21 protein-coding genes and 1 riboswitch are annotated in these 21,473 nt (G+C 71.8%); of the genes, 12 read left to right on the forward strand and 9 right to left on the reverse strand.

Annotation, left to right across the window (positions count from 1 at the left end):
* Nucleotides 1-32: 32 nt before the first annotated feature.
* From tsf to ACZ6ZN_RS31285, 10 genes are all read left to right on the forward strand, one after another.
* On the forward strand, nucleotides 33-869 hold the full coding sequence (gene tsf / locus ACZ6ZN_RS31240) for a translation elongation factor Ts (protein WP_398106331.1): 837 nt from the start codon (nucleotides 33-35) through the stop codon (nucleotides 867-869).
* A 183-nt stretch (nucleotides 870-1,052) separates the two neighbouring features.
* The gene (pyrH, locus tag ACZ6ZN_RS31245) at nucleotides 1,053-1,811 is read left to right on the forward strand and encodes a UMP kinase (RefSeq protein WP_398106329.1); all 759 of its coding nucleotides are present in this window, start codon (nucleotides 1,053-1,055) and stop codon (nucleotides 1,809-1,811) included.
* A 162-nt stretch (nucleotides 1,812-1,973) separates the two neighbouring features.
* Nucleotides 1,974-2,531: a ribosome recycling factor gene (gene frr, locus ACZ6ZN_RS31250; protein WP_006136598.1), complete on the forward strand. Its 558-nt coding sequence runs from the start codon at nucleotides 1,974-1,976 to the stop codon at nucleotides 2,529-2,531.
* Entirely contained in the window at nucleotides 2,531-3,682 is a 1,152-nt protein-coding gene (locus ACZ6ZN_RS31255; protein ID WP_398106327.1) for a phosphatidate cytidylyltransferase, read from the forward strand. The genes frr and ACZ6ZN_RS31255 overlap by 1 nt, the downstream gene beginning before the upstream one ends.
* Before the next feature lie 118 nt (nucleotides 3,683-3,800).
* Nucleotides 3,801-4,253 carry an SRPBCC family protein gene (locus tag ACZ6ZN_RS31260; protein WP_469651457.1) on the forward strand — a complete coding sequence of 151 codons (453 nt, stop codon included), beginning with the start codon at nucleotides 3,801-3,803 and terminating at the stop codon, nucleotides 4,251-4,253.
* Between the two features lie 221 nt (nucleotides 4,254-4,474).
* The gene (gene rlmN, locus ACZ6ZN_RS31265) at nucleotides 4,475-5,581 is read left to right on the forward strand and encodes a dual-specificity RNA methyltransferase RlmN (protein WP_398106325.1); all 1,107 of its coding nucleotides are present in this window, start codon (nucleotides 4,475-4,477) and stop codon (nucleotides 5,579-5,581) included.
* 24 nt (nucleotides 5,582-5,605) lie between these two features.
* Nucleotides 5,606-5,710, forward strand: a riboswitch (TPP riboswitch).
* Nucleotides 5,711-5,786: 76 nt separating this feature from the next.
* Nucleotides 5,787-6,872, forward strand: coding sequence for a thiamine ABC transporter substrate-binding protein (locus ACZ6ZN_RS31270; protein WP_469651460.1), 1,086 nt, complete (start codon nucleotides 5,787-5,789; stop codon nucleotides 6,870-6,872).
* The gene (locus tag ACZ6ZN_RS31275) at nucleotides 6,848-8,512 is read left to right on the forward strand and encodes an ABC transporter permease (RefSeq protein WP_469651462.1); all 1,665 of its coding nucleotides are present in this window, start codon (nucleotides 6,848-6,850) and stop codon (nucleotides 8,510-8,512) included. The genes ACZ6ZN_RS31270 and ACZ6ZN_RS31275 overlap by 25 nt, the downstream gene beginning before the upstream one ends.
* Nucleotides 8,512-9,531 (forward strand): ABC transporter ATP-binding protein, encoded by a 1,020-nt coding sequence (locus ACZ6ZN_RS31280; protein WP_469651465.1) that lies wholly within the window; start codon nucleotides 8,512-8,514, stop codon nucleotides 9,529-9,531. Before ACZ6ZN_RS31275 ends, ACZ6ZN_RS31280 begins: the two co-directional genes overlap by 1 nt.
* A gap of 24 nt (nucleotides 9,532-9,555) precedes the next feature.
* Nucleotides 9,556-10,353: a maleylpyruvate isomerase family mycothiol-dependent enzyme gene (locus ACZ6ZN_RS31285; RefSeq protein ID WP_469651467.1), complete on the forward strand. Its 798-nt coding sequence runs from the start codon at nucleotides 9,556-9,558 to the stop codon at nucleotides 10,351-10,353.
* A gap of 57 nt (nucleotides 10,354-10,410) precedes the next feature.
* On the opposite strand, the gene ACZ6ZN_RS31290 is transcribed toward ACZ6ZN_RS31285, so the two are convergent.
* The 7 genes from ACZ6ZN_RS31290 to ACZ6ZN_RS31320 all read right to left on the reverse strand — a co-directional run bounded on the left by ACZ6ZN_RS31290 (nucleotide 10,411) and on the right by ACZ6ZN_RS31320 (nucleotide 17,318).
* A complete protein-coding gene (locus tag ACZ6ZN_RS31290; RefSeq protein ID WP_469651470.1) occupies nucleotides 10,411-11,127 on the reverse strand; it encodes an LAETG motif-containing sortase-dependent surface protein in 717 nt (238 codons plus the stop codon).
* Between the two features lie 147 nt (nucleotides 11,128-11,274).
* Nucleotides 11,275-12,396, reverse strand: a complete 1,122-nt coding sequence (locus ACZ6ZN_RS31295; protein WP_451877072.1) for an LOG family protein — start codon at nucleotides 12,394-12,396, stop codon at nucleotides 11,275-11,277.
* Nucleotides 12,397-12,441: 45 nt separating this feature from the next.
* On the reverse strand, nucleotides 12,442-12,849 hold the full coding sequence (locus tag ACZ6ZN_RS31300) for a VOC family protein (protein WP_398106317.1): 408 nt from the start codon (nucleotides 12,847-12,849) through the stop codon (nucleotides 12,442-12,444).
* 125 nt (nucleotides 12,850-12,974) lie between these two features.
* Nucleotides 12,975-14,462, reverse strand: coding sequence for a hypothetical protein (locus tag ACZ6ZN_RS31305; protein ID WP_469651473.1), 1,488 nt, complete (start codon nucleotides 14,460-14,462; stop codon nucleotides 12,975-12,977).
* Nucleotides 14,444-15,193, reverse strand: coding sequence for an ABC transporter ATP-binding protein (locus ACZ6ZN_RS31310; protein WP_451877070.1), 750 nt, complete (start codon nucleotides 15,191-15,193; stop codon nucleotides 14,444-14,446). The genes ACZ6ZN_RS31305 and ACZ6ZN_RS31310 overlap by 19 nt, the downstream gene beginning before the upstream one ends.
* A 204-nt stretch (nucleotides 15,194-15,397) precedes the next feature.
* Nucleotides 15,398-16,765: an aspartate aminotransferase family protein gene (locus ACZ6ZN_RS31315; protein WP_398107094.1), complete on the reverse strand. Its 1,368-nt coding sequence runs from the start codon at nucleotides 16,763-16,765 to the stop codon at nucleotides 15,398-15,400.
* Between the two features lie 13 nt (nucleotides 16,766-16,778).
* On the reverse strand, nucleotides 16,779-17,318 hold the full coding sequence (locus ACZ6ZN_RS31320; protein ID WP_306930355.1) for an Lrp/AsnC family transcriptional regulator: 540 nt from the start codon (nucleotides 17,316-17,318) through the stop codon (nucleotides 16,779-16,781).
* Between the two features lie 163 nt (nucleotides 17,319-17,481).
* Here ACZ6ZN_RS31320 and ACZ6ZN_RS31325 point away from each other — a divergent pair, with 163 nt between their 5' ends.
* A complete protein-coding gene (locus tag ACZ6ZN_RS31325) occupies nucleotides 17,482-18,921 on the forward strand; it encodes a gamma-aminobutyraldehyde dehydrogenase (RefSeq protein ID WP_398106314.1) in 1,440 nt (479 codons plus the stop codon).
* Between the two features lie 110 nt (nucleotides 18,922-19,031).
* Nucleotides 19,032-19,556, forward strand: a complete 525-nt coding sequence (locus tag ACZ6ZN_RS31330) for a hypothetical protein (RefSeq protein WP_398106312.1) — start codon at nucleotides 19,032-19,034, stop codon at nucleotides 19,554-19,556.
* Between the two features lie 60 nt (nucleotides 19,557-19,616).
* Here the strand turns inward: ACZ6ZN_RS31330 and ACZ6ZN_RS31335 are convergent, their stop codons facing one another.
* Both ACZ6ZN_RS31335 and ACZ6ZN_RS31340 read right to left on the reverse strand, forming a co-directional pair.
* Complete coding sequence (locus ACZ6ZN_RS31335; protein WP_469651477.1) at nucleotides 19,617-20,318, reverse strand: glycerophosphodiester phosphodiesterase; 702 nt, start codon at nucleotides 20,316-20,318, stop codon at nucleotides 19,617-19,619.
* Nucleotides 20,315-21,433, reverse strand: a complete 1,119-nt coding sequence (locus ACZ6ZN_RS31340; protein ID WP_451877119.1) for an adenosine deaminase — start codon at nucleotides 21,431-21,433, stop codon at nucleotides 20,315-20,317. The genes ACZ6ZN_RS31335 and ACZ6ZN_RS31340 overlap by 4 nt, the downstream gene beginning before the upstream one ends.
* Nucleotides 21,434-21,473: the final 40 nt, after the last annotated feature.

A 21,473-nucleotide genomic window follows, 5' to 3' on the forward strand; every position in this document is an offset into this window, starting at 1 on the left:
TCTTCCAGACTTCGAGAGAGATTCACAGACTCATGGCGAACTACACCGCCGCCGACGTCAAGAAGCTCCGTGAGCTCACGGGCGCCGGCATGATGGACTGCAAGAAGGCGCTGGACGAGGCCGAGGGCAACGTCGAGAAGGCCGTCGAGGCGCTCCGCATCAAGGGCCAGAAGGGCGTCGCCAAGCGCGAGGGCCGCTCCGCCGAGAACGGTGCCGTCGTCTCGATCATCGCCGACGACAACTCCTCCGGTGTCCTCGTCGAGCTGAAGTGCGAGACGGACTTCGTCGCCAAGGGCGAGAAGTTCCAGGCCGTGGCCCGGACCATCGCCGAGCACGTCGCCAAGACCTCCCCGGCCGACCTCGAGGCCCTGCTCGCCTCCGAGATCGAGTCCGGCAAGACCGTCCAGGCGTTCGTCGACGAGGCCAACGCCAACCTGGGCGAGAAGATCGTCCTGGACCGCTTCGCGCAGTACGCCGACGGCTACGTCACGGCCTACATGCACCGCACGATGCCCGACCTGCCCCCGCAGATCGGTGTCCTCGTCGAGCTGGACAAGCCGAACGCGGAGATCGCCAAGGGCGTCGCGCAGCACATCGCCGCCTTCGCGCCGAAGTACCTCTCCAAGGAGGACGTGCCGGCCGAGGTCGTCGAGTCCGAGCGCCGCGTCGCCGAGGAGACCACCCGCGCCGAGGGCAAGCCCGAGGCCGCGCTGCCGAAGATCGTCGAGGGCCGTCTCAACGGCTTCTTCAAGGACGCCACGCTGCTCGGCCAGCCGTACGCGCTCGACAACAAGAAGTCCGTCCAGAAGGTCCTGGACGAGGCCGGTGTCACCCTGAAGCGCTTCACGCGCATCAAGGTCGGCATCTGAGTCCGTACCGCGATCGGCGCCCGGCCCCGATAGGGTCGGAGCAGTCGTCCGCGTACGCCGTCACATGAGTGGCGGACGACAGCAGATCTGACGAGGAGGCCATTGCCGTATGGGATGCGAATCACGCCCCACCGGCAATGGCCTTCTTCGCATGTGCACCACGTGAAAGAGGCGGGATCCCCCATGACGACCAAGGCCCAGAAGAGCGACGACGGCAAAGTACCCGGCCGGTTCCTGCTGAAGCTGTCCGGAGAGGCCTTCTCCGGCGGCGGGGGCCTGGGCGTCGACCCCGACGTGGTGCACAAGATCGCCCGCGAGATCGCGGCCGTCGTGCGCGACGGAGCGCAGATCGCCGTCGTCATCGGCGGCGGCAACTTCTTCCGCGGCGCCGAACTCCAGCAGCGCGGCATGGACCGGGCGCGCTCCGACTACATGGGCATGCTCGGCACGGTCATGAACTGCCTGGCCCTGCAGGACTTCCTGGAGAAGGTCGGCGTGGACTGCCGTGTGCAGACCGCCATCACCATGGGCCAGGTCGCCGAGCCCTACATCCCGCTGCGCGCCGTGCGCCACCTGGAGAAGGGCCGCGTGGTCATCTTCGGCGCCGGTATGGGCATGCCGTACTTCTCCACCGACACCACCGCCGCCCAGCGCGCGCTGGAGATCGACGCCGAGGCGCTGCTCATGGGCAAGAACGGCGTGGACGGGGTCTACGACTCCGACCCGAAGACCAACCCGGACGCGGTGAAGTTCGACCACCTCGGGTACGGCGAGGTCATCACCCGCGACCTCAAGGTCGCCGACGCCACGGCCGTGACGCTGTGCCGCGACAACAGGCTCCCGATCGTGGTCTTCGAGCTGCTCGCGGAGGGCAACATCGCGCGGGCCGTCAAGGGTGAGAAGATCGGCACGCTGGTGGGGGACGCCGGCAGCCGGGACTGAGGTCCCCGAGAACAACCCCGTCCGGGGGACGGACGGGACGGAGCCGGGCCGGGGGATGGACAATGTCCCGCCGGTCGGGAACCGTGCAGAAGAAGACGCGACGCAGCCGGCCGCCGCCCCTGAGGAAACGCAGCCGGGCCTACTCACACGCAGGAGCAAGTGGTGATCGAAGAGACCCTCCTCGAGGCCGAGGAGAAGATGGAGAAGGCCGTCGTGGTCGCCAAGGAGGACTTCGCCGCGATCCGCACCGGCCGTGCGCACCCGGCGATGTTCAACAAGATCGTGGCCGACTACTACGGCGCGCCGACCCCGATCAACCAGCTGGCCTCGTTCTCGGTGCCGGAGCCGCGCATGGCCGTGGTGACCCCGTTCGACAAGAGCGCGCTGCGCAACATCGAGCAGGCGATCCGCGACTCCGACCTCGGCGTCAACCCGAGCAACGACGGCAACATCATCCGTGTGGTGTTCCCCGAGCTGACCGAGGAGCGCCGCCGCGAGTACATCAAGGTCGCCAAGGGCAAGGGCGAGGACGCGAAGATCTCGATCCGCTCCGTGCGCCGCAAGGCGAAGGAAGCCATCGACAAGCTGATCAAGGACGGCGAGGTCGGCGAGGACGAGGGCCGCCGTGCGGAGAAGGAGCTCGACGACACCACCGCGAAGTACGTCGCGCAGGTGGACGAGCTCCTGAAGCACAAGGAAGCGGAGCTGCTCGAGGTCTGATGAACGACTCTTCCTGGGGGGCGCCGCCACAGGCCGGGTACTGGGGACCCACCGACCGGGGCCAGGGCCACGGGCCCGTGCAGGGCCCCGGTCATGGGTACGCCTACGGTCCCGGCCACGGACACGCCCCGGGGGCCGCTCCGGCGGGTCCCGCATACGATGCGTATGAAGCGCCTCAGACTCGCCCCATGCCCATCGTTCCCGGCGTGACCGAATCCGGCGGAAACCAGGACGACGACCGGGGGATCGCTCGGCCGAGCGGCCTCCCGGTCCGCGACGAGACCCATCCGGAGCCCATGCCCGACGCCTCGCAGCCGGCCCCCAAGCCGCAGAAGAAGAGCGCGGGTCGCGACCTGAGTGCCGCGATAGGGGTCGGGGTCGGTCTCGGAGCGGTGATCGTCGCGTCGCTGTTCATCGTGAAGGCCGTCTTCGTCGGCGTCGTCGCGGTCGCCGTCGTGGTGGGCCTGTGGGAGCTGACCAAGCGCCTCGACGAACGCAAGGGCATCCGGGCACCCCTCGTGCCGCTCGCGCTCGGCGGGGCCGCGATGGTCGTCGCCGGGTACGTCCGGGGCGCCGAGGGCGCCTGGGTCGCCATGGCGCTCACGGCGCTGGCGGTACTGGTCTGGCGCATGACGGAACCGCCGGAGAACTACCTCCGGGACGTCACGGCCGGTGTCTTCGCGGCGTTCTACGTGCCGTTCCTGGCGACGTTCGTGACGATGATGCTCACCGCGGACGACGGTCCGCAGCGGGTGCTCACCTTCCTGCTGCTCACCGTCGTCAGCGACACGGGCGCCTACGCCGTCGGCTGGCGGTTCGGCCGGCACAAGCTCGCGCCGCGCATCAGCCCCGGCAAGACCCGCGAGGGTCTGCTCGGCGCGGTCTCCTTCGCCATGGTGGCGGGCGCGCTGTGCCTGCAGTTCCTCATCGACGACGGGGCGTGGTGGCAGGGACTGGTCCTCGGCCTCGCGGTCGCCGTCAGCGCCACGCTGGGCGACCTCGGTGAGTCCATGATCAAGCGGGATCTCGGCATCAAGGACATGGGCACCCTGCTGCCGGGGCACGGCGGCATCATGGACCGGCTCGACTCGCTGCTGCCGACCGCTCCGGTGGTGTGGCTGCTGCTGGTGCTCTTCGTGGGTTCCGGCTGAGGCGAGCGGTACGACTCGGTGGGCCTCCGTCCGGCAGGGCGGGGGCCCACCGCCGTTCCGGGCGACTTCGGGGACCCGAGGTGGGACGATGCACCTGTACCTCCCGAAGGAGGCCGCCATGGCCGTCATCCGAGAGAGCATCGACGTGGACCGCCGTCCCGAGGAGGTGTACGCCTACGTCACGGACGCCCCGCGCATGCCGGAGTGGCAGCTGAGCGCCGTGTCCGCCGAGTGGCTGGACGAGGGGCCGGTGGGGGTGGGGACCCGGGTCCGGGTCAGACGGCACGTCGGCCGCGACCGGATCGTGCCGATGACCATGGAGGTCACCGAGTACGACCCTCCGCACAGCTGGGGCATGCGCACGGTGGACGGCCCGGTCCGGGCCCGCGTGCACGGCGAGGTCGAGCCGCTCGACGAGGGGCGCCGCTCCCACGTCACGATCGACGTCGACTTCGAGGGCCACGGCATGGGCAAGGTCCTGGTCCCGCTCGTCGTCCGCGCCCAGGCCCGCAAGGAACTCCCGCGCAACGAACGGATGCTCAAGGACCGGCTGGAGCGGCCCGGGGCGTGAGACGTCCCACGGCCCCGGCACCGCCGTGACCGCTCGCCAGGCGGGGCCGGGGACGCCTGTACCCGGCCCTGGGCCGTCACCGGGCCGCCCGGACCGCCTGGACCGCCCGGACCGCCCGGACCGCCCGGGCCGGCCGCCACCGGCGGTCGCCACCTGCGGATGAGTGCCCCCAGCCCGCTCGGGCCCGGCAACGGGAATCGATCTGCGACACTGGGGGAGTTATGCCTGCACCCGGAGAACTCACTTTCGTCGCCCCCCGCGGAGCCAAGAAGCCGCCGCGGCATCTCGCCGATCTCACTCCTGCCGAGCGCAAGGAGGCCGTCGCCGCGGTCGGGGAGAAGCCGTTCCGTGCCAAGCAGCTGTCGCAGCACTACTTCGCGCGGTACGCGCACGACCCGGAGCAGTGGACCGACATCCCCGCCGGCAGCCGTGACCGGCTGCGGGAGGCGCTGCTGCCCGAGCTGATGACCGTCGTGCGGCACCTGTCCACCGACGAGGGCACCACCCGCAAGACCCTGTGGCGGCTGTTCGACGGGACGCTCGTCGAGTCCGTGCTGATGCGCTACCCGGACCGGGTGACCATGTGCATCAGCTCCCAGGCCGGGTGCGGGATGAACTGCCCGTTCTGCGCGACCGGGCAGGCCGGTCTCGACCGGAACCTGTCCACCGCCGAGATCGTGCACCAGATCGTCGACGGCATGCGCGCCCTGCGGGACGGCGAGGTCCCCGGCGGTCCCGCCCGGCTCAGCAACATCGTGTTCATGGGCATGGGCGAGCCGCTCGCGAACTACAACCGGGTCGTCGGCGCCATCCGCCGCCTCACCGACCCCGAGCCGGACGGGCTCGGGCTGTCGCAGCGCGGCATCACCGTCTCCACCGTCGGGCTCGTCCCGGCCATCCACCGCTTCGCCGACGAGGGCTTCAAGTGCCGGCTGGCGATCTCCCTGCACGCCCCGGACGACGAGCTGCGCGACACCCTCGTGCCGGTCAACACCCGGTGGAAGGTGCGCGAGGTGCTGGACGCCGGGTTCGAGTACAGCGCCCGGTCCGGGCGGCGGCTGTCCATCGAGTACGCGCTGATCCGGGACATCAACGACCAGGCCTGGCGTGGTGACCGGCTCGGCCGGCTCCTTCGGGGCAAGCCGGTGCACGTCAACCTGATCCCGCTGAACCCCACGCCGGGCTCCAAGTGGACCGCCTCCCGGCCCGAGGACGAGAAGGCGTTCGTGGAGGCCATCGCCGCCCACGGTGTGCCGGTGACGATCCGGGACACCCGGGGTCAGGAGATCGACGGGGCGTGTGGTCAGCTCGCGGCCACCGAACGGTAGTCTGATCGCCGTATCCACATCTGCATATTCCGACAGGGGAGCGCCACAGCGCTGAGAGTGCGGCACGGCCGCAGACCCTCCGAACCTGGCCCAGGTCATTCTGGGTAGGGAGATCGGTCACCACTCGAGCTGTTGCGCCCTGCCCGGGACCACGGAAGTCCCGGGCAGGGCCGCGTCTTCTCCTGGTCACTCCAGGAGGAATGAAGTGAGCATCAACGCGAAGCGCCTGACGGCCGCGGTCGTCGGGCTCGGCCTGGCCGGCACGCTCGTGGCGTGCGGGTCCTCGGACGGCGGTCAGGGGTCGGGCGACTCCAAGACCGTCACGCTCGTCAGCCACGACTCGTGGGCCGCCTCCAAGGACGTCCTCGCGGCCTTCGAGGAGCAGTCCGGCTACCAGGTCAGGGTCCTGAAGGACGGCGACGCCGGGCAGGCCGTCAACAAGGCCATCCTCACCAAGGACAATCCGCAGGGCGACGTCTTCTTCGGCGTCGACAACACCCTGCTCTCCCGCGCCCTCGACAACGGCCTGTTCCAGCCGTACGAACCGAAGGGCTCGGACCGCATCGCTCCCGAGTACCGCGCCGACCGGGACGAGCACCGGGTCACCCCCGTCGACACCGGCGACGTCTGCGTCAACTACGACAAGAAGTACTTCGCCGAGCACGACCTCCGTCCGCCGCGGACCCTCGACGACCTGACCGACCCCCGGTACAAGGACCTGCTGGTCACCGAGAACGCCTCGTCGTCCTCGCCCGGCCTCGGCTTCCTGCTCGGCACCGCCGCGAAGTACGGCGACCGGGGCTGGGAGGGCTACTGGAAGAAGCTCAAGGCCAACGGCGTGAAGGTCGTCGACGGCTGGGAGCAGGCCTACAACGAGGAGTTCTCCGGCTCGGCCGGCGGCCGGAAGGCCAAGGGCGACCGGCCGCTCGTCGTCTCCTACGCCTCCTCCCCGCCCGCCGAGGTCGTCTTCGCCGACCCGAAGCCGGACACCGCCCCGACCGGCGTCGCCGAGGGCACCTGCTTCCGGCAGGTCGAGTACGCGGGCCTGCTCGGCAACGCGCGGAACGCCGAGGGCGGCAAGGCGTTCCTCGACTTCCTCGTCGGCAAGCGGTTCCAGGAGGACATGCCGCTCAACATGTTCGTCTACCCGGTGCGCGAGGACGCCCAGGTGCCGCCGGAGTTCGAGAAGTACGGGCCGCAGGCGAAGGACCCGCAGACCATGGACCCGGCGAAGATCGCCGACCACCGTGACCAGTGGGTCAAGTCGTGGACCTCGCTCGTACTGAAGTAGCCGCCCGCAGGCGGGGCGCGGCGGCGCGGTTCGGTCTGCTGGCCGTGCCCGTCGCGTTCTTCGCGGTCTTCTTCGCCTATCCCGTCGCCGCGATCGTCGCGCGCGGTCTGAAGACCGGCGGGGCCTGGCACCCGGCGCGGATCGGGGAGGTGCTCGGGCAGTCCGACGTCCGGCACGTCCTGTGGTTCACCACCTGGCAGGCGCTCGTCTCCACCGCGCTCACGCTGCTGATCGCGCTCCCCGGCGCGTACGTCTTCGCGCGCTTCGACTTTCCGGGCAAGCAGGTGCTGCGGGCGGTGGTGACCGTGCCGTTCGTGCTGCCGACGGTCGTCGTCGGGACGGCGTTCCTGGCGCTGGCCGGGCGCGGCGGGCTGCTCGACGAGCTGTGGGGCGTGCGGCTGGACACCACGGTGTGGGCGATCCTGCTCGCCCACGTCTTCTTCAACTACGCCGTCGTCGTGCGGACGGTGGGCGGGCTCTGGGCGCAGATCGACCCCCGGCAGGAGGAGGCCGCGCGGATGCTCGGCGCCTCCCCGGCGACCGCGTGGCGGAAGGTGACCCTGCCCGCCCTCGCCCCGGCGGTGGCCGCCGCCGCGCTGATGGTCTTCCTGTTCACCTTCACCTCCTTCGGTGTCGTCCAGATCCTCGGCGGGCCCACTTTCTCCACCCTGGAGGTGGAGATCTACCGGCAGACGTCCGAGATCTTCGACCTGTCCACGGCGGCCGTGCTCACCCTGATCCAGTTCGCCGCGGTGGGCGCGGTCCTCGCCCTGCACGCCTGGACGGTGCGGCGGCGGGAGACGGCCCTGCGGCTCGTGGACGCGGCGGTGACCGCGCGCCGCCCGCGCGGGGCCGGGCAGTGGTCGCTGCTGGCGGGGGTGCTGGCCACCGTCGCCGTACTGATCGTGCTGCCGCTGGCCGTGCTGGTGCAGCGCTCCCTCGGCGCCCCCGGGTTCGGCTACTACCGGGCGCTGACCCGCCAGGACGGCGGTATGTTCCTGGTCCCGCCGATCGAGGCGGTCGGCAACTCGCTGTCCTACGCCGTCGCCGCCACCGCCATCGCCGTGCTGGTCGGTTCGCTGGCCGCCGGAGCGCTGACCCGCCGGGACGCCGGGCGGTTCGTGCGCGGCTTCGACGCGCTGCTGATGCTGCCGCTCGGGGTGTCCGCAGTGACCGTCGGCTTCGGGTTCCTGATCTCCCTCGACGAGCCGCCGCTGGACCTGCGGTCCTCGTGGATCCTGGTGCCGCTCGCGCAGGCGCTGGTCGGGGTGCCGTTCGTGGTGCGCACCATGCTGCCGGTGCTGCGGGCGGTGGACGTGCGGCTGCGGGAGGCGGCCTCGGTGCTGGGGGCCTCGCCGTGGCGGGTGTGGCGGGAGGTGGACCTGCCGATCGTGCGGCGGGCCCTGCTGATCGCGGCCGGCTTCGCCTTCGCCGTCTCCCTCGGGGAGTTCGGGGCGACGGTCTTCATCGCGCGGCCCGACAACCCGACCCTGCCGGTGGCGGTGGCGCGGCTGCTGGGACGGCCCGGTGACCTCAACTACGGCCAGGCAATGGCCCTTTCGACGATTCTGATGGTGGTGTGCGCCGTGGCCCTGCTGGTGCTGGAGAGGCTGCGCACCGATCGGACCGGGGAGTTCTGATGCTGCTGGCTCTGCACGAGGCGACGGTCCGTTTCGGCGGGCGGGCCGTGTTGGACGCGGTCGGCCTGGGGGTCGCCGAGCACGAGGTCGTGTGCGTGCTCGGGCCCAGCGGCAGCGGCAAGTCGACGCTGCTGAGGGCGGTCGCCGGGTTGCAGCCGCTGGACGCCGGGCGGATCCTGCTCGACGGGCGGGACCAGGCGGGGGTGCCGGCGCACCGGCGGGGCGTCGGGCTGATGTTCCAGGACCACCAGCTGTTCCCGCAGCGGGACGTCGGCGGGAACGTGGCGTTCGGTCTGCGGATGCACGGTGTGTCGAAGGCGCAGCAGGCCGAGCGGGTGGGGGAGTTGCTCGACCTCGTCGGCCTGCCGGGCGCGGCCCGCCGGTCCGTTGCCGCGCTGTCCGGCGGGGAGCAGCAGCGGGTGGCCCTGGCTCGGGCGCTGGCGCCCAACCCCCGGCTGCTGATGCTGGACGAGCCGCTGGGTCAGCTCGACCGGTCGCTCCGCGAGCGGCTCGTCGTCGAACTGAGGGAGCTGTTCGGCCGGTTGGGCACGACCGTGCTCGCCGTGACGCACGACCAGGGGGAGGCCTTCGCGCTGGCCGACCGGGTCGTGGTGATGCGGGACGGGCGGATCGCCCAGTCCGGTACGCCGCTGGAGGTGTGGCAGCGGCCGGCCGACGCCTTCGTGGCCCGCTTTCTGGGCTTCGAGAACGTCGTCGCGGCCACCGTCGGCGCCGAGGCCGCCGACACGCCGTGGGGCAAGGTGCCGGTGCCGCCGGACGCACCGCAGGGCAGCCGGACGCTGCTGGTGCGGCCCGCCGGTGTGCGGCTGGTGCCCGCCGGCCAGGGCCTGCCCTGCACGGTGGCCGCCCGTACCTTCCGGGGGACCCATGTCGCCGTCCACCTCCAGCCCGAGGACGCCCCGCGTCTGGAGGCGGCGTGCACGCTGCGGGCGGCGCCCGCCGTGGGGGAGCGGGTCGGGGTGGAGTTCGACGGGGCGGAAATCGTGGTGCTCGACTGAACGCCGGCGCCTAGGGTCGTGGGCATGACGCCACTTCCGCACGAGCGCTACTGCGACGAAATCGCCTGTCAGGTGGGCCTGTTGAGGTCGGTGGTGACCTCCGGGGCCGACCTGTCCGCCGCCGTGCCGACCTGTCCCGACTGGTCGCTGGAGGATCTGGTGCGGCACACCGGAGGCGCCCTGCGCTGGGCGGAGCTGCTGGTGCGCACCCGGGCCGAGGACGACGTCCCCGAGGAGCGGGTGCAGGGCGGCGGCGGACCGGGGCCGGCGGGGGACGCCGCCGCGCTGGACGCCTGGCTGGCGGAATCCGGGGAGCGGCTCGTCGCCACCCTGCGCGAGGCAGGGCCCGACGCCAAGGTCTGGGGCTGGGCGGGGATCCTCACCTCGGGGTTCTGGGCCCGTCGCATGACCCACGAGATCACGGTGCACCGGGCGGACGCGGCCCTCGCCGCCGGGCTGCCCTACGAGGTCGCGCCCGACGTGGCGGCCGACGCGATCGACGAGTGGCTGGAGATCCTGCGCCACGCTCAGCGGACGCAGCCGGACGACCCGGTGGCCGAACTGCGCGGCGGGGACCGGAGCATCCATCTGCACGCCACCGACACCGGGCCGGAGCTGAACGCCGAGTGGCTGATCGAACTCGCCGAGGACGGCGTCCGCTGGCGTCGGGGCCACGCGAAGGCCACGGTCGCCCTGCGCGGGCCCCTCACCTCCGTGCTGCTGGCCTTCTACCGCCGGCTTCCGCTCGACACACCGGAGGTGGAGGTGCTCGGCGACCGGGCGCTGCTGGAGTTCTGGCTGGAGCGGGCGAGCTTCCGCTGAACGGGCCGTGGCCCGCCCCCGGTCGGGGACGGGCCACGGCGTCGCGATGTGCCGGCGTCAGCTGTCGCTCTTGGCCCGGCGGCGCATGCCGAGGAACACCGCGCCACCACCCACGACGACCAGGGCCGCCGCGATGCCGGCGATGAGGCCGGTGTGGGAGTCGGCGCCGGTCTCGGCGAGGTTGGACTCACCGGCCGGGGCGGGCGCGTTGCCCGCGGGCACGGGGCTGTCGCTCTCCGAGGGGTTCGGAGCCGGAGCCTCGGACTCCTCGGCCGGCTTCGAGGGGGAGGCCGACGGGGCCGACGGGCTCGGAGTGGCCGTGGCCGGCGTGGTCGCCGGGGGCTTCTCCTCCTCCTTCTTGCAGGCGGTGGCCGGGGTCACGAGGTTGGGCTCGATGTCCTCGTCGACGTAGGAGGCCGCCTTGACGTGGATGCGGTACTCGGCGTTCGGCTTCCACTCCTCGGCGAAGGTGATCGTGGTGCCCTTGCGGGTGCCCTTGACCACCTGCTCGCCGACCTTCTTCGCGTCGGCGCCGTTGTTCTGCAGGTACACGGTGACCGTGGCCGGGATGCCGGCGGGGTCGACGTCGGTGACGGCGATGACGCCCTTGTCGCCGTCGCACTTGGCCTCGGCCGAGAACTCGTTGATGTTGCAGGCCAGCGCGTTGCCAGCGGCGCCGAACGCGAGCGCGGCGGAGGCCGAGACGACACCGAGGGCACGCACGGTGCGTGCGCGGCGCGGGGACGTACGGCGGGATACGGACAGAACTGCCACGTTTGTCCTTTACAGGGTGCGTAAAGAGGGGGGTGGTGGGCGGTGTTGACTGAGCATCAGCACCACCGGGAGGCTCACAGGTCTATAAGCGGCTCATCAGCAGTGTCAACGCATATGCCACGTGCGGGGACCGGCTTTGCCTTCTTATTAACCGCCCAGACGTTTCAACGCCTCGGGTGCCTCCTCGATCCGCTCCACCAGAGCGATCCGCGACTCCATCGAGCGGCCCTCGGCCAGCGTGCGCAGCAGGGGCCAGGCGGGCAGCCTCCGCGTCCAGTGGTCCCGGTCGACGAGCACCATGGGTGTGGGCTCGCCGCGCGACTCGTAGTAGTTGGGCGTCGCGTTGTCGAAGATCTCCTGAAGGGTCCCTGCGGCGCCGGGCAGGAACACCACGCCCGCGTTCGAGCGGGCCAGCAGCCCGTCCTCCCGGGTGGCGTTGGCGAAGTACTTGGCGATGTGGGAGGCGAACGCGTTCGGCGGTTCATGGCCGTAGAACCACGTCGGGATGCCGACGGAGCGGCCGCCGCGCGGGTGGCGGGAGCGGACCTCGAAGGCGGCCGTCGCCCATCGGGTGATCGACGGAGTGAAGTGCGGTTCCTTGCCCAGGAGTTCGAGCGACTCGGTGAGCATGCCGTCGTCGAACGGGGCGGCGTACGCACCGAGGTTGGCCGCCTCCATGGCGCCGGGGCCGCCGCCGGTGGCGACGGTGAACCCGGCCCGGGCCAGCTCCCGGCCGAGCCGGGCGGCGCCCGCGTACCTCTCGGTGCCGCGGGCCATGGCGTGGCCGCCCATCACGCCCACCACCCGGGCGCCGGTGAGGAGTTCGTCGAGCGCGTCCGAGACGGAGTCGTCGTGGACGGCGCGCAGCATCGAGGCGTGGATGTCCCGGTCGGCCTTCGTCCGCTGGAACCAGGCGTAGGCGAGGGCGTCGGGCGTGGCCTCGTAGCCGTCGGCCAGGGACGCGAACAGTTCCTCCGGCGAGTACAGCAGGCCGCGGTAGGGGTCGAAGGGCAGGCCCGGGACCGGCGGGAAGACCAGGGCGCCGTCCGCGCGGACCTTCGCCGCGGCGTCCTCGCGCATCGCGCAGCCGAGGAACACGGCCCCCGTCGTGTCCGTGCCGAGCAGTTCGCGCGTACGGTCCGTCAGGTCCACGGCCTGCACGCGATATCCCGCGAGGGTGCCGCGCGCCGAGACGGTCGCGTCGAACTCCTCGAGGGTCTCTATCTCACGGTCGTCGTGGTGGGCCGCATGGGCGGGCATCGTCTGCACCCTGCCCATGCTGGCACAGCCCCGGTCAGCCCTGGACGGGCACGGTCAGCCCTGGACGGCCGCCGGATCCATCCACACGACCTCGAAGGTGTGGCCGTCCGGGTCGTCGAAGGCCCGGCCGTACATGAACCCGTGGTCCTGGGTCTCGCCGGAGACCGAACCGCCCGCCGCGACCGCCTTGTCGACCAGTTCGTCGACCTTCGCGCGGCTCTCGGCGCTCAGCGCGATCAGCACCTCGCTGGTCCGGGTCGCGTCCGCGATCTCCTTCTGGGTGAACTGGGCGTACTTCTCCTTGGTGTGCACCATCACGACGATGGTGTCGCTGATGACGACCGAGGCGGTCGAGTCGTCGCTGAACTGCTCGTTGATCGCGTAGCCGAGCTCGGTGAAGAACTTCTTGGAGGCGCCGAGGTCGGCGACGCACAGGTTCACGAAGATCATCTGCTGGTACATGCGAAGTCTCTCCCCGCGGGTTCGGTGGGTCGTTACGCGGGGATAGACCGGGGCTCGGTGCCGAACTCATCGCCGCGCGGAGATCTTTTTTTCGCGGGTTCTCCGACCGGCGCCTCCCGCGGCGGTCAGTGCGCCAGGGGCAGGGCCGCGAGCTCCGCGACCGTGAGGGTGAGCGGGCCGAACAGGGCGAGCAGGGCGCCGGCCCGCACCGCGGCGGCGCTGCGCAGCGTCGAGGCGGAGGCACCCAGCCGTTGCAGGGCCGCGGTGGTCTCGGCCCGGTCCTGCCGGGCCTCGACCGCGGCGGTCATGAGCGTGGCCAGTGTGCAGCCGGTCACCAGGGCCACGCCGAGGAGTGTCAGCGGACCGAGCGACAGCCCGTCCGGGGCGTGCAGCAGGGCCATGGCCCACAGGGCGGACATGACCGCGCAGACGACGCCGAGCGGACGGCCGATGCGGCCGGCCTCCGCCATGAGGATGCGCCCGGCCAGCAGCCGCAGGGCGCCGGGGCGGGCCGACTGGAGGAGCCGTCCGCACAGGTGCGTCAGGCCGGGACCGGCCAGGGCCAGCCCCACGGCGGCCAGCACCCAGCCCGCCAGGACGCCGGGGGAGGCACCGGAGAAGGTGAGGTCGGGGGGCGCCGGGGCGGTACGGCTCGTGTAGGTCTCCACGGCCAGACCCGCGGCCAGCACGGTGATGCCCCAGGGCAGCCCCGAGGGCGCGGCGGTCGCCGGGCGCACGGGAGCGGGACGGTCCGGCAGGACCGCATCGAGCGCGGCGCCGGCGGCGGCGGCCGCGGCCGGGGCGGCGGCCGGGTGCTGCACGGTGATGTCGCCGGCCGGCACGGCCGGCTGCGGGGGCTCGGCCAGCGCGCTCACCGCGCCGCCGCCGTTGCTCGCGGCGGCCGCCGCGACGGCCGGCTCGCCCGACCGGGCGGCGGGCGGGCCGCTCGGGGCGGCGGACCCGGGCGTGGCGGGGCGCGTGGGCCGGACGATCTGCCGGCCGAACCGGCCGTAGGCGCCGAAGGTCTCCCGTGCGGCGGTGCGGCGGTACGCGCCGAAGCGGCCGTAGGTCCGGGCCGCCCGGGTCCCCTCGGGCGGCGGGGTCTCGCGCGGGCGCAGCGTCAGCGCCGCCGCCACCGAGGCCGCGACGGGCACGATCGCCAGCAGGGTGAGGGTGCCCGGCAGGGGCAGCGGCCGGTTCCCGCCGAGGGACGCGGTGGCGGCGCCGTCGAAGGGCATGCCCGACAGGTCGCCCCGCAGGTGCAGGAAGACCAGCAGCGCCAGCATCGAGCCGAGGGTGCACGACAGGGCGGTGGTCGCCGTCGACACGGCCATCAGGCGCAGCGGGCCGAGGCCGATCGCGGAGAGGCCGGTGCGGGGCCGGGTGCCGGGGTCGGTGCGGGCCACGGCGACCGCGAAGTACACCGTCGAGGCCAGCGGGGCCGCGCACCAGGCCAGGCGCATCACCGAGTCACCGGTGGCCCCGGGGTGGGCCAGCGCGTGGCCCAGCGCGCACAGCAGCAGGAAGCCCGTGCCCGCCGAGGCGGCCGCGACCAGCAGACGGCGCAGTTGCAGGGCCGGGCGGGCGCCGCGGCTCAGACGGAGAGCGAGCACGCCGCCCGGCCTCCCGGCTCGGCACCCTCGCCCACGGGCGGCAGGTGCACGGTCTGGACCCGCCGCCCGTCGAGCAGGGAGACGGTGCGGTCGGCGAGGGCCGCGGTGTCCGGGTCGTGGGTGGCCAGCACCACGGTGATGCGGTGGGAGCGGGCCGCCGTGGTCAGCGTGCGCAGGACGTGCGCGCGGTCGGCGCGGTGCAGGGGCGCCGTGGGCTCGTCGGCGAACAGGACCGAGGGCGCGGGCGCCAGGGCGCGGGCGATGCAGACCCGCTGCCGCTCGGCGTGCACCAGCTGGTGCGGGCGCTTGCGGGCGCCGTGCCCGATGTCCAGGCGCTCCAGCCACTCCAGGGCGGCGGTCTTGGCCCGGCGCCGGCTGACGCCGCGCAACATCAGGGGCAGGGCGGTGTTCTCCCAGGCGTTGAGCTCCGGGACCAGGGAGGGGGAGGGGTCGATCCAGGTGAAGCGGTCGCGGCGCAGCCGCTCGCGGGTGAGGGGGCCCATGGTGTGCACGGGCACGCTGTTGAACCAGACCTCGCCGCGCCGGACGGGCACCAGTCCGGACAGGCACCGCAGCAGGGTGGTCTTGCCGCTGCCGCGCGGGCCGCCGACGGCGAGGATCTCGCCCTCCCGGACGCCGAGCGAGACACCGCAGAGCGCGGGTGAGCCGTCGTCGTGCTGGAAGTGCAGGGCACGTGCCCAGAGCACGTCGTTGTCCGGCGGGGCCTCCATGGGCGTACACCTCGGTTCAGATCCGTAGTTCCCGTGCCATCCCCCGTGCGGGGGAACGAAGGCAGGGCCGATCGGTCACTGGGCACGCTAGGCAGAAGGCGGCGGGACGCCGGACAGCACGCGGCCCCGGGCCGCCGTTTCTCACTCGAACGGGCGGCACCGGGGCCGGTGTTGATCATCCAGGCAGACGATCGGAGCGACGGGTCAGAGCTTGGTCCACGCCTCCGTGAGGGTGGCGCGCAGGATCTGCTCGATCTCGTCGAACGTCGACTGGTCCGAGATCAGCGGCGGGGCGAGCTGCACGACCGGGTCGCCGCGGTCGTCGGCACGGCAGTACAGGCCGTTGTCGTACAGCGCCTTGGAGAGGAAGCCGTACAGGACGCGCTCGGTCTCCTCGTCGTTGAAGGACTCCTTGGTGTTCTTGTCCTTCACCAGCTCGATGCCGTAGAAGAAGCCGTTGCCGCGGACGTCGCCGACGATCGGCAGGTCGTGCAGCTTCTCGAGGGTGGAGCGGAACGCGCCCTCGTTGTCCAGGACGTGCTGGTTGAGGTTCTCGCGCTCGAACAGGTCGAGGTTGGCCAGGCCCACGGCCGCGGAGACCGGGTGGCCGCCGAAGGTGTAGCCGTGCAGGAAGGTGTTGTCGCCCTTGTAGAACGGCTCGGCCAGGCGGTCGGAGATGATGCACGCGCCGATCGGGGAGTAGCCCGAGGTCATGCCCTTGGCGCAGGTGATCATGTCCGGCACGTAGTCGAACTTGTCGCAGGCGAAGTAGGTGCCCAGGCGGCCGAAGGCGCAGATGACCTCGTCGGAGACGAGCAGCACGTCGTACTGGTCGCAGATCTCGCGCACGCGCTGGAAGTAGCCGGGCGGGGGCGGGAAGCAGCCGCCGGCGTTCTGCACGGGCTCCAGGAAGACCGCGGCGACGGTGTCCGGGCCCTCGAAGAGGATCTGCTGCTCGATCTGGTCGGCGGCCCAGCGGCCGAACGCCTCCGGGTCGTCGCCGAAGATCGGGGCGCGGTAGATGTTGGTGTTCGGCACCTTGTGCGCGCCCGGCACCAGCGGCTCGAAGGGGGCCTTCAGGCCCGGCAGGCCGGTGATGGACAGGGCGCCCTGCGGGGTGCCGTGGTAGGCGACCGCGCGGGAGATCACCTTGTGCTTGGTGGGCTTGCCGACCAGCTTGAAGTACTGCTTGGCGAGCTTCCAGGCGGTCTCGACGGCCTCACCGCCGCCGGTGGTGAAGAAGACCTTGTTCAGGTCGCCCGGAGCGTGGTGGGCGAGGCGCTCGGCCAGCTCGACGGCCTTGGGGTGGGCGTAGGACCACACGGGGAAGAACGCGAGCTCCTGCGCCTGCTTGAACGCGGTCTCGGCGAGCTCCACGCGGCCGTGCCCGGCCTGCACCACGAACAGCCCGGCGAGGCCGTCCAGGTAGCGCTTGCCCTGGTCGTCGTAGATGTAGGTGCCCTCGCCCCGGACGATGGTGGGGACGGGGGCCTTCTCGTACGACGACATGCGCGTGAAGTGCATCCAAAGGTGGTCGTACGCGGACTGGGAGAGGTCCTTGCTCACGGCTATCGGGTCCTCACGATTATCGGGTTCCCCACATGTAGGTCTGCTTCTTGAGCTTGAGGTAGACGAAGCTCTCGGTGGAGCGCACTCCGGGCACCGCCCGGATGCGTTTGTTGATGACGTCCAGCAGGTGGTCGTCGTCCTCGCAGACGATCTCCACCATCAGGTCGAAGGACCCCGCGGTCATCACCACGTACTCGCACTCGGACATGGCCGACAGCGCGTCCGCGACCGACTCCACGTCGCCCTCGACGTTCACGCCGACCATCGCCTGCCTGCGGAAGCCCACGGTGAGCGGGTCCGTGACGGCGACGATCTGCATCACGCCCTGGTCGAGCAGCTTCTGGACGCGCTGGCGCACGGCCGCCTCGGACAGGCCCACGGCCTTGCCGATGGCGGCGTACGGCCGGCGGCCGTCCTCCTGAAGCTGCTCGATGATGGCGAGGGAGACGGCGTCCAGCTGCGGCGAGCTGCCGTTTCTGGACTCGCGGGAGGGCTCGCGGTGCTCCCGCGACCCCTTCTGGTCTGCGCTTCGACTGGCCACGAGGTCACTGTGCACGAGGTATCGACACTTCCGCAAGCCTGGATCGATGAAATCCGTTGTTTGAGTCCCCGAGTCCTGCGGATTCCGCACGAACGACGGGAGTGGGGGTGTTGAAAACGTGGGTCCGCCGACTAGGGTGGTGTCTCAATCAATGGACATCCGAACTGGAGGGCCGGCAGTGAGCACCGAGCTGCGTCGTCTGCGCAATTACATCGGCGGTGAGTTCCGGGACGCCGCCGACGGACGGACCACCGAGGTGGTCAACCCCGCGACGGGCGAGGCGTACGCGACCGCTCCGCTGTCCGGGCAGGCCGACGTGGACGCCGCGATGGCGGCGGCCGCCGAGGCGTTCCCCGGCTGGCGCGACACCACGCCCGCCGAGCGCCAGAAGGCCCTGCTGAAGATCGCGGACGCCTTCGAGGAGCGCGCCGAGGAGCTGATCGCGGCCGAGGTGGAGAACACGGGCAAGCCCGTCGGGCTGACCCGCTCCGAGGAGATCCCTCCGATGGTCGACCAGATCCGCTTCTTCGCGGGTGCGGCGCGGATGCTGGAGGGCCGCTCGGCCGGCGAGTACATGGAGGGCCTCACCTCCATCGTGCGCCGCGAGCCGGTCGGCGTCTGCGCGCAGGTCGCGCCGTGGAACTACCCGATGATGATGGCCGTGTGGAAGTTCGCCCCGGCCCTCGCCGCGGGCAACACGGTCGTGCTGAAGCCGTCCGACACGACCCCGGCCTCGACGGTCCTCATCGCCGAGATCATCGGCTCGATCGTCCCCAAGGGCGTCTTCAACGTCATCTGCGGCGACCGCGAGACCGGCCGCATGATGGTCGAGCACCCGGTCCCGGCGATGGCCTCCATCACCGGCTCGGTGCGCGCCGGCATCCAGGTGGCCGAGTCCGCCTCCAAGGACGTCAAGCGCGTCCACCTGGAGCTGGGCGGCAAGGCCCCGGTCCTGGTCTTCGAGGACACCGACATCCCCAAGGCCGTCGAGGACATCTCCGTCGCCGGCTTCTTCAACGCCGGCCAGGACTGCACCGCCGCGACGCGCGTGCTCGTCCACGAGTCCATCCACGACGAGTTCGTCTCCGCCCTGGCCAAGGCCGCGTCCGAGACGAAGACCGGGCAGCCGGACGACGAGGACGTGCTCTTCGGCCCGCTCAACAACCCCAACCAGCTCAAGCAGGTCGAGGGCTTCATCGACCGGCTCCCGGCGCACGCGCGCGTGGAGGCCGGTGGCAAGCGCGTCGGCGACAAGGGCTACTTCTACGCGCCGACCGTCGTCTCGGGCCTGAAGCAGGACGACGAGATCGTGCAGAACGAGGTCTTCGGTCCGGTCATCACCGTGCAGTCCTTCCGGGACGAGGACCAGGCGGTCGAGTGGGCCAACGGCGTCGAGTACGCGCTGGCCTCCTCGGTGTGGACCAAGGACCACGGCCGGGCCATGCGGATGTCGAAGAAGCTCGACTTCGGCTGCGTGTGGATCAACACCCACATCCCGCTGGTCGCCGAGATGCCGCACGGCGGCTTCAAGAAGTCCGGCTACGGCAAGGACCTCTCCTCGTACGGCTTCGACGACTACACGCGCATCAAGCACGTCATGACGTCGCTGGACGCGTAGGCACGCGGTACTCCCTCACGGCCCCGGGCGGCACTCGGCCTCGCCCGGGGCCGTTCGGCTGCCCGGAGACCTGTTTTTGAACATGTTCAACACAGGCGTAGAGTGCGGTCATGAGCGACAGAGCCGCCCTGGTGAGGGGCATCCGTGCCTGGTTGGTGTTCTTCGTCGTGTGCCTGGTGCTGAGCGGCGCCACGGCCTTCCCCCTGGTGCACGAACTGCGCTGGACCGAGGATCTGCTGCACGCGCTGTCCGTGGACCGGTACCTGCCCGGGCTGACCGACTGGATCGAGCGCGTGCGCGCCGGCCTCGACCGGGCCGACGCCGAGTACCCCTTCCTGCTCTACGGCACGGACTGGCTGGCCTTCGCGCACCTGGTGATCGCGGTCGCCTTCTACGGGCCCTACCGCGACCCGGTCCGCAACATCTGGGTCGTGGAGTTCGGGATGATCGCCTGCGCGGGCATCGTCCCGCTCGCCCTGATCTGCGGCCCGGTGCGCGGGATCCCGGTGTGGTGGTCGGTGATCGACATGGCCTTCGGGGTGTTCGGGGTCGTTCCGCTGTACGTCGTGCGGCGCAGGATCAAGCGGCTGGAGGCGCTGACCGCTCCGGCGGCCACCCCGGTGCCCGCCGTCTGACGCCCGCCGGCCCGCCCCGGCCCGGCTTTCCGGCCCTGGCCGGAGAGGCCCGGGCCGGGTCTACGACGGTGCGGTGGCCTTTGCGCGGGCGGTGCACAGGACGTCGACGCGGTTGGTCGTGATGGAGTCGACGCCCACCGCGAGCAGCCGCCGCATCGCACGGCGGGTGTCGGGCGTCCAGACGGACAGCAGACGGCCGTCGCGGTGGACCCGCTCGGCGAGTGGCCGGTCCACCAGCGTGAAGCGGTAGTTGAGCCAGCGCGGGCGGATCGCCTCCAGCAGGACGGGCCGGGGCGGGGCCAGGGTCGTCCGGGTGAGGGCGATCTCCGCGTCCGGGTCCGCCGTGCGCACCGCGAGCATGGCGTCGGCGCCCGCGCAGTAGTACACGCGCTCCGCCGCCCCCGCCTCCCGCACGACCCCCATGACGCGGCGCACCGCCCGGACGTCCGGCGAGCCGGGCAGGTCGATCATGACCCGGTGCCCCTCGGTCGCGGCCAGCGCCTCGGCCAGGTCCGGCACCCCGCCGCCGGTCAGCCCGCGCACCTCCTCCCACGACAGCGCGTGGACGGGCCGCTCGTGCTTCCAGAGCCTGCGCAGCGTCGCGTCGTGCAGCAGTACGGGCACGCCGTCGCGGGTGAGCCGCACGTCGATCTCCACGGCGTCCGCGCCCCGCCGGAGAGCGGAACGCAGCGAGGCCACGGTGTTCTCCCGCACCCGGTACGGGTCGCCGCGGTGGGCCACGGCGACCGGGGCGGGCGTCACCGCGTGAGCCACTGCGCGGTGTACGCGTCGATCTCGCCGGCGATCCGGGCCTTGCCCGCCGCGTCCAGGAAGGACGCCTCGACGGCGTTCTTCGCGAGCCCGGCCAGGCCCCGCTCGTCGAGGTCGAGGAGCCGGGCGGCGACCGCGTACTCATTGTCGAGGTCGGTGCCGAACATCGGCGGGTCGTCGGAGTTGACGGTGACGACGACGCCCGCCCGCACGAACTCCCTGATCGGGTGCTCGTCGAGGGTGGCGACCGCGCGGGTGGCGATGTTCGAGGTCGGGCACACCTCCAGCGGGATGCGGTGCTCGGCCAGGTGCGCGAGCAGCTCGGGGTCCCGGGCGGACGACGTGCCGTGGCCGATGCGCTCGGCCCGCAGGTGCGTCAGCGCGTCCCACACCGTCTGCGGCCCGGTGGTCTCGCCGGCGTGCGGCACCGAGTGCAGACCGGCCGCGATCGCCCGGTCGAAGTAGGGCTTGAACTGCGGGCGCGGCACGCCGATCTCGGGGCCGCCCAGGCCGAAGGAGACCAGGCCCTCCGGCCGCAGCCGGTCGTCGGTCGCCAGCCGGGTCGTCTCCTCGGCGGCCTCCAGTCCCGCCTCGCCGGGGATGTCGAAGCACCAGCGCAGCACGGTCCCGAACTCCGCCTCGGCCGCCTTGCGGGCGTCCTCGATCGCCTCCATGAACGCCCGTTCGTCGATGCCGCGGCGCGTGGAGGAGAACGGCGTGATGGTCAGCTCCGCGTAGCGCACCTGCTGCCGGGCCAGGTCCCGCGCCACCTCGTAGGTCAGCAGCCGGACGTCCTCCGGGGTGCGGATCAGGTCGACGACCGACAGGTACACCTCGATGAAGTGGGCGAAGTCGGTGAAGGTGAAGTACTCGGCCAGGGCCCCGGGGTCGACCGGCACCTTCGAGTCGGGGTGCCGCGCGGCCAGTTCGGACACGATCCGGGGGGAGGCGGAGCCCACATGGTGCACGTGCAGTTCGGCCTTGGGCAGTCCGGCGACGAACGCCGTGAGGTCGCGCGGGGCCTGGGGATCGACGAGGTGCTCGGTCAAGGGTTCCTCCCGGAACGGCGCCCCTGCCGGCGCGTGGCGCGGGCGGGCGCGGGTGATCGGCTGATCGGTGACGCGGACATCATCCTAGGCGGTGGCC

The sequence above is a fragment of the Streptomyces sp. NPDC053665 genome (genome assembly GCF_055585285.1).

What these genes read in the sequence shown, in the direction of transcription:
- tsf (WP_398106331.1), top strand. Translation starts at nt 33, where the DNA reads ATGGCGAACTACACCGCCGCCGACGTCAAGAAGCTCCGTGAGCTCACG.
- pyrH (WP_398106329.1), top strand. Translation starts at nt 1,053, where the DNA reads ATGACGACCAAGGCCCAGAAGAGCGACGACGGCAAAGTACCCGGCCGG.
- ACZ6ZN_RS31255 (WP_398106327.1), top strand. Translation starts at nt 2,531, where the DNA reads ATGAACGACTCTTCCTGGGGGGCGCCGCCACAGGCCGGGTACTGGGGA.
- ACZ6ZN_RS31260 (WP_469651457.1), top strand. Translation starts at nt 3,801, where the DNA reads ATGGCCGTCATCCGAGAGAGCATCGACGTGGACCGCCGTCCCGAGGAG.
- rlmN (WP_398106325.1), top strand. Translation starts at nt 4,475, where the DNA reads ATGCCTGCACCCGGAGAACTCACTTTCGTCGCCCCCCGCGGAGCCAAG.
- ACZ6ZN_RS31280 (WP_469651465.1), top strand. Translation starts at nt 8,512, where the DNA reads ATGCTGCTGGCTCTGCACGAGGCGACGGTCCGTTTCGGCGGGCGGGCC.
- ACZ6ZN_RS31285 (WP_469651467.1), top strand. Translation starts at nt 9,556, where the DNA reads ATGACGCCACTTCCGCACGAGCGCTACTGCGACGAAATCGCCTGTCAG.
- ACZ6ZN_RS31300 (WP_398106317.1), bottom strand. Translation starts at nt 12,849, where the DNA reads ATGTACCAGCAGATGATCTTCGTGAACCTGTGCGTCGCCGACCTCGGC.
- ACZ6ZN_RS31310 (WP_451877070.1), bottom strand. Translation starts at nt 15,193, where the DNA reads ATGGAGGCCCCGCCGGACAACGACGTGCTCTGGGCACGTGCCCTGCAC.
- ACZ6ZN_RS31330 (WP_398106312.1), top strand. Translation starts at nt 19,032, where the DNA reads ATGAGCGACAGAGCCGCCCTGGTGAGGGGCATCCGTGCCTGGTTGGTG.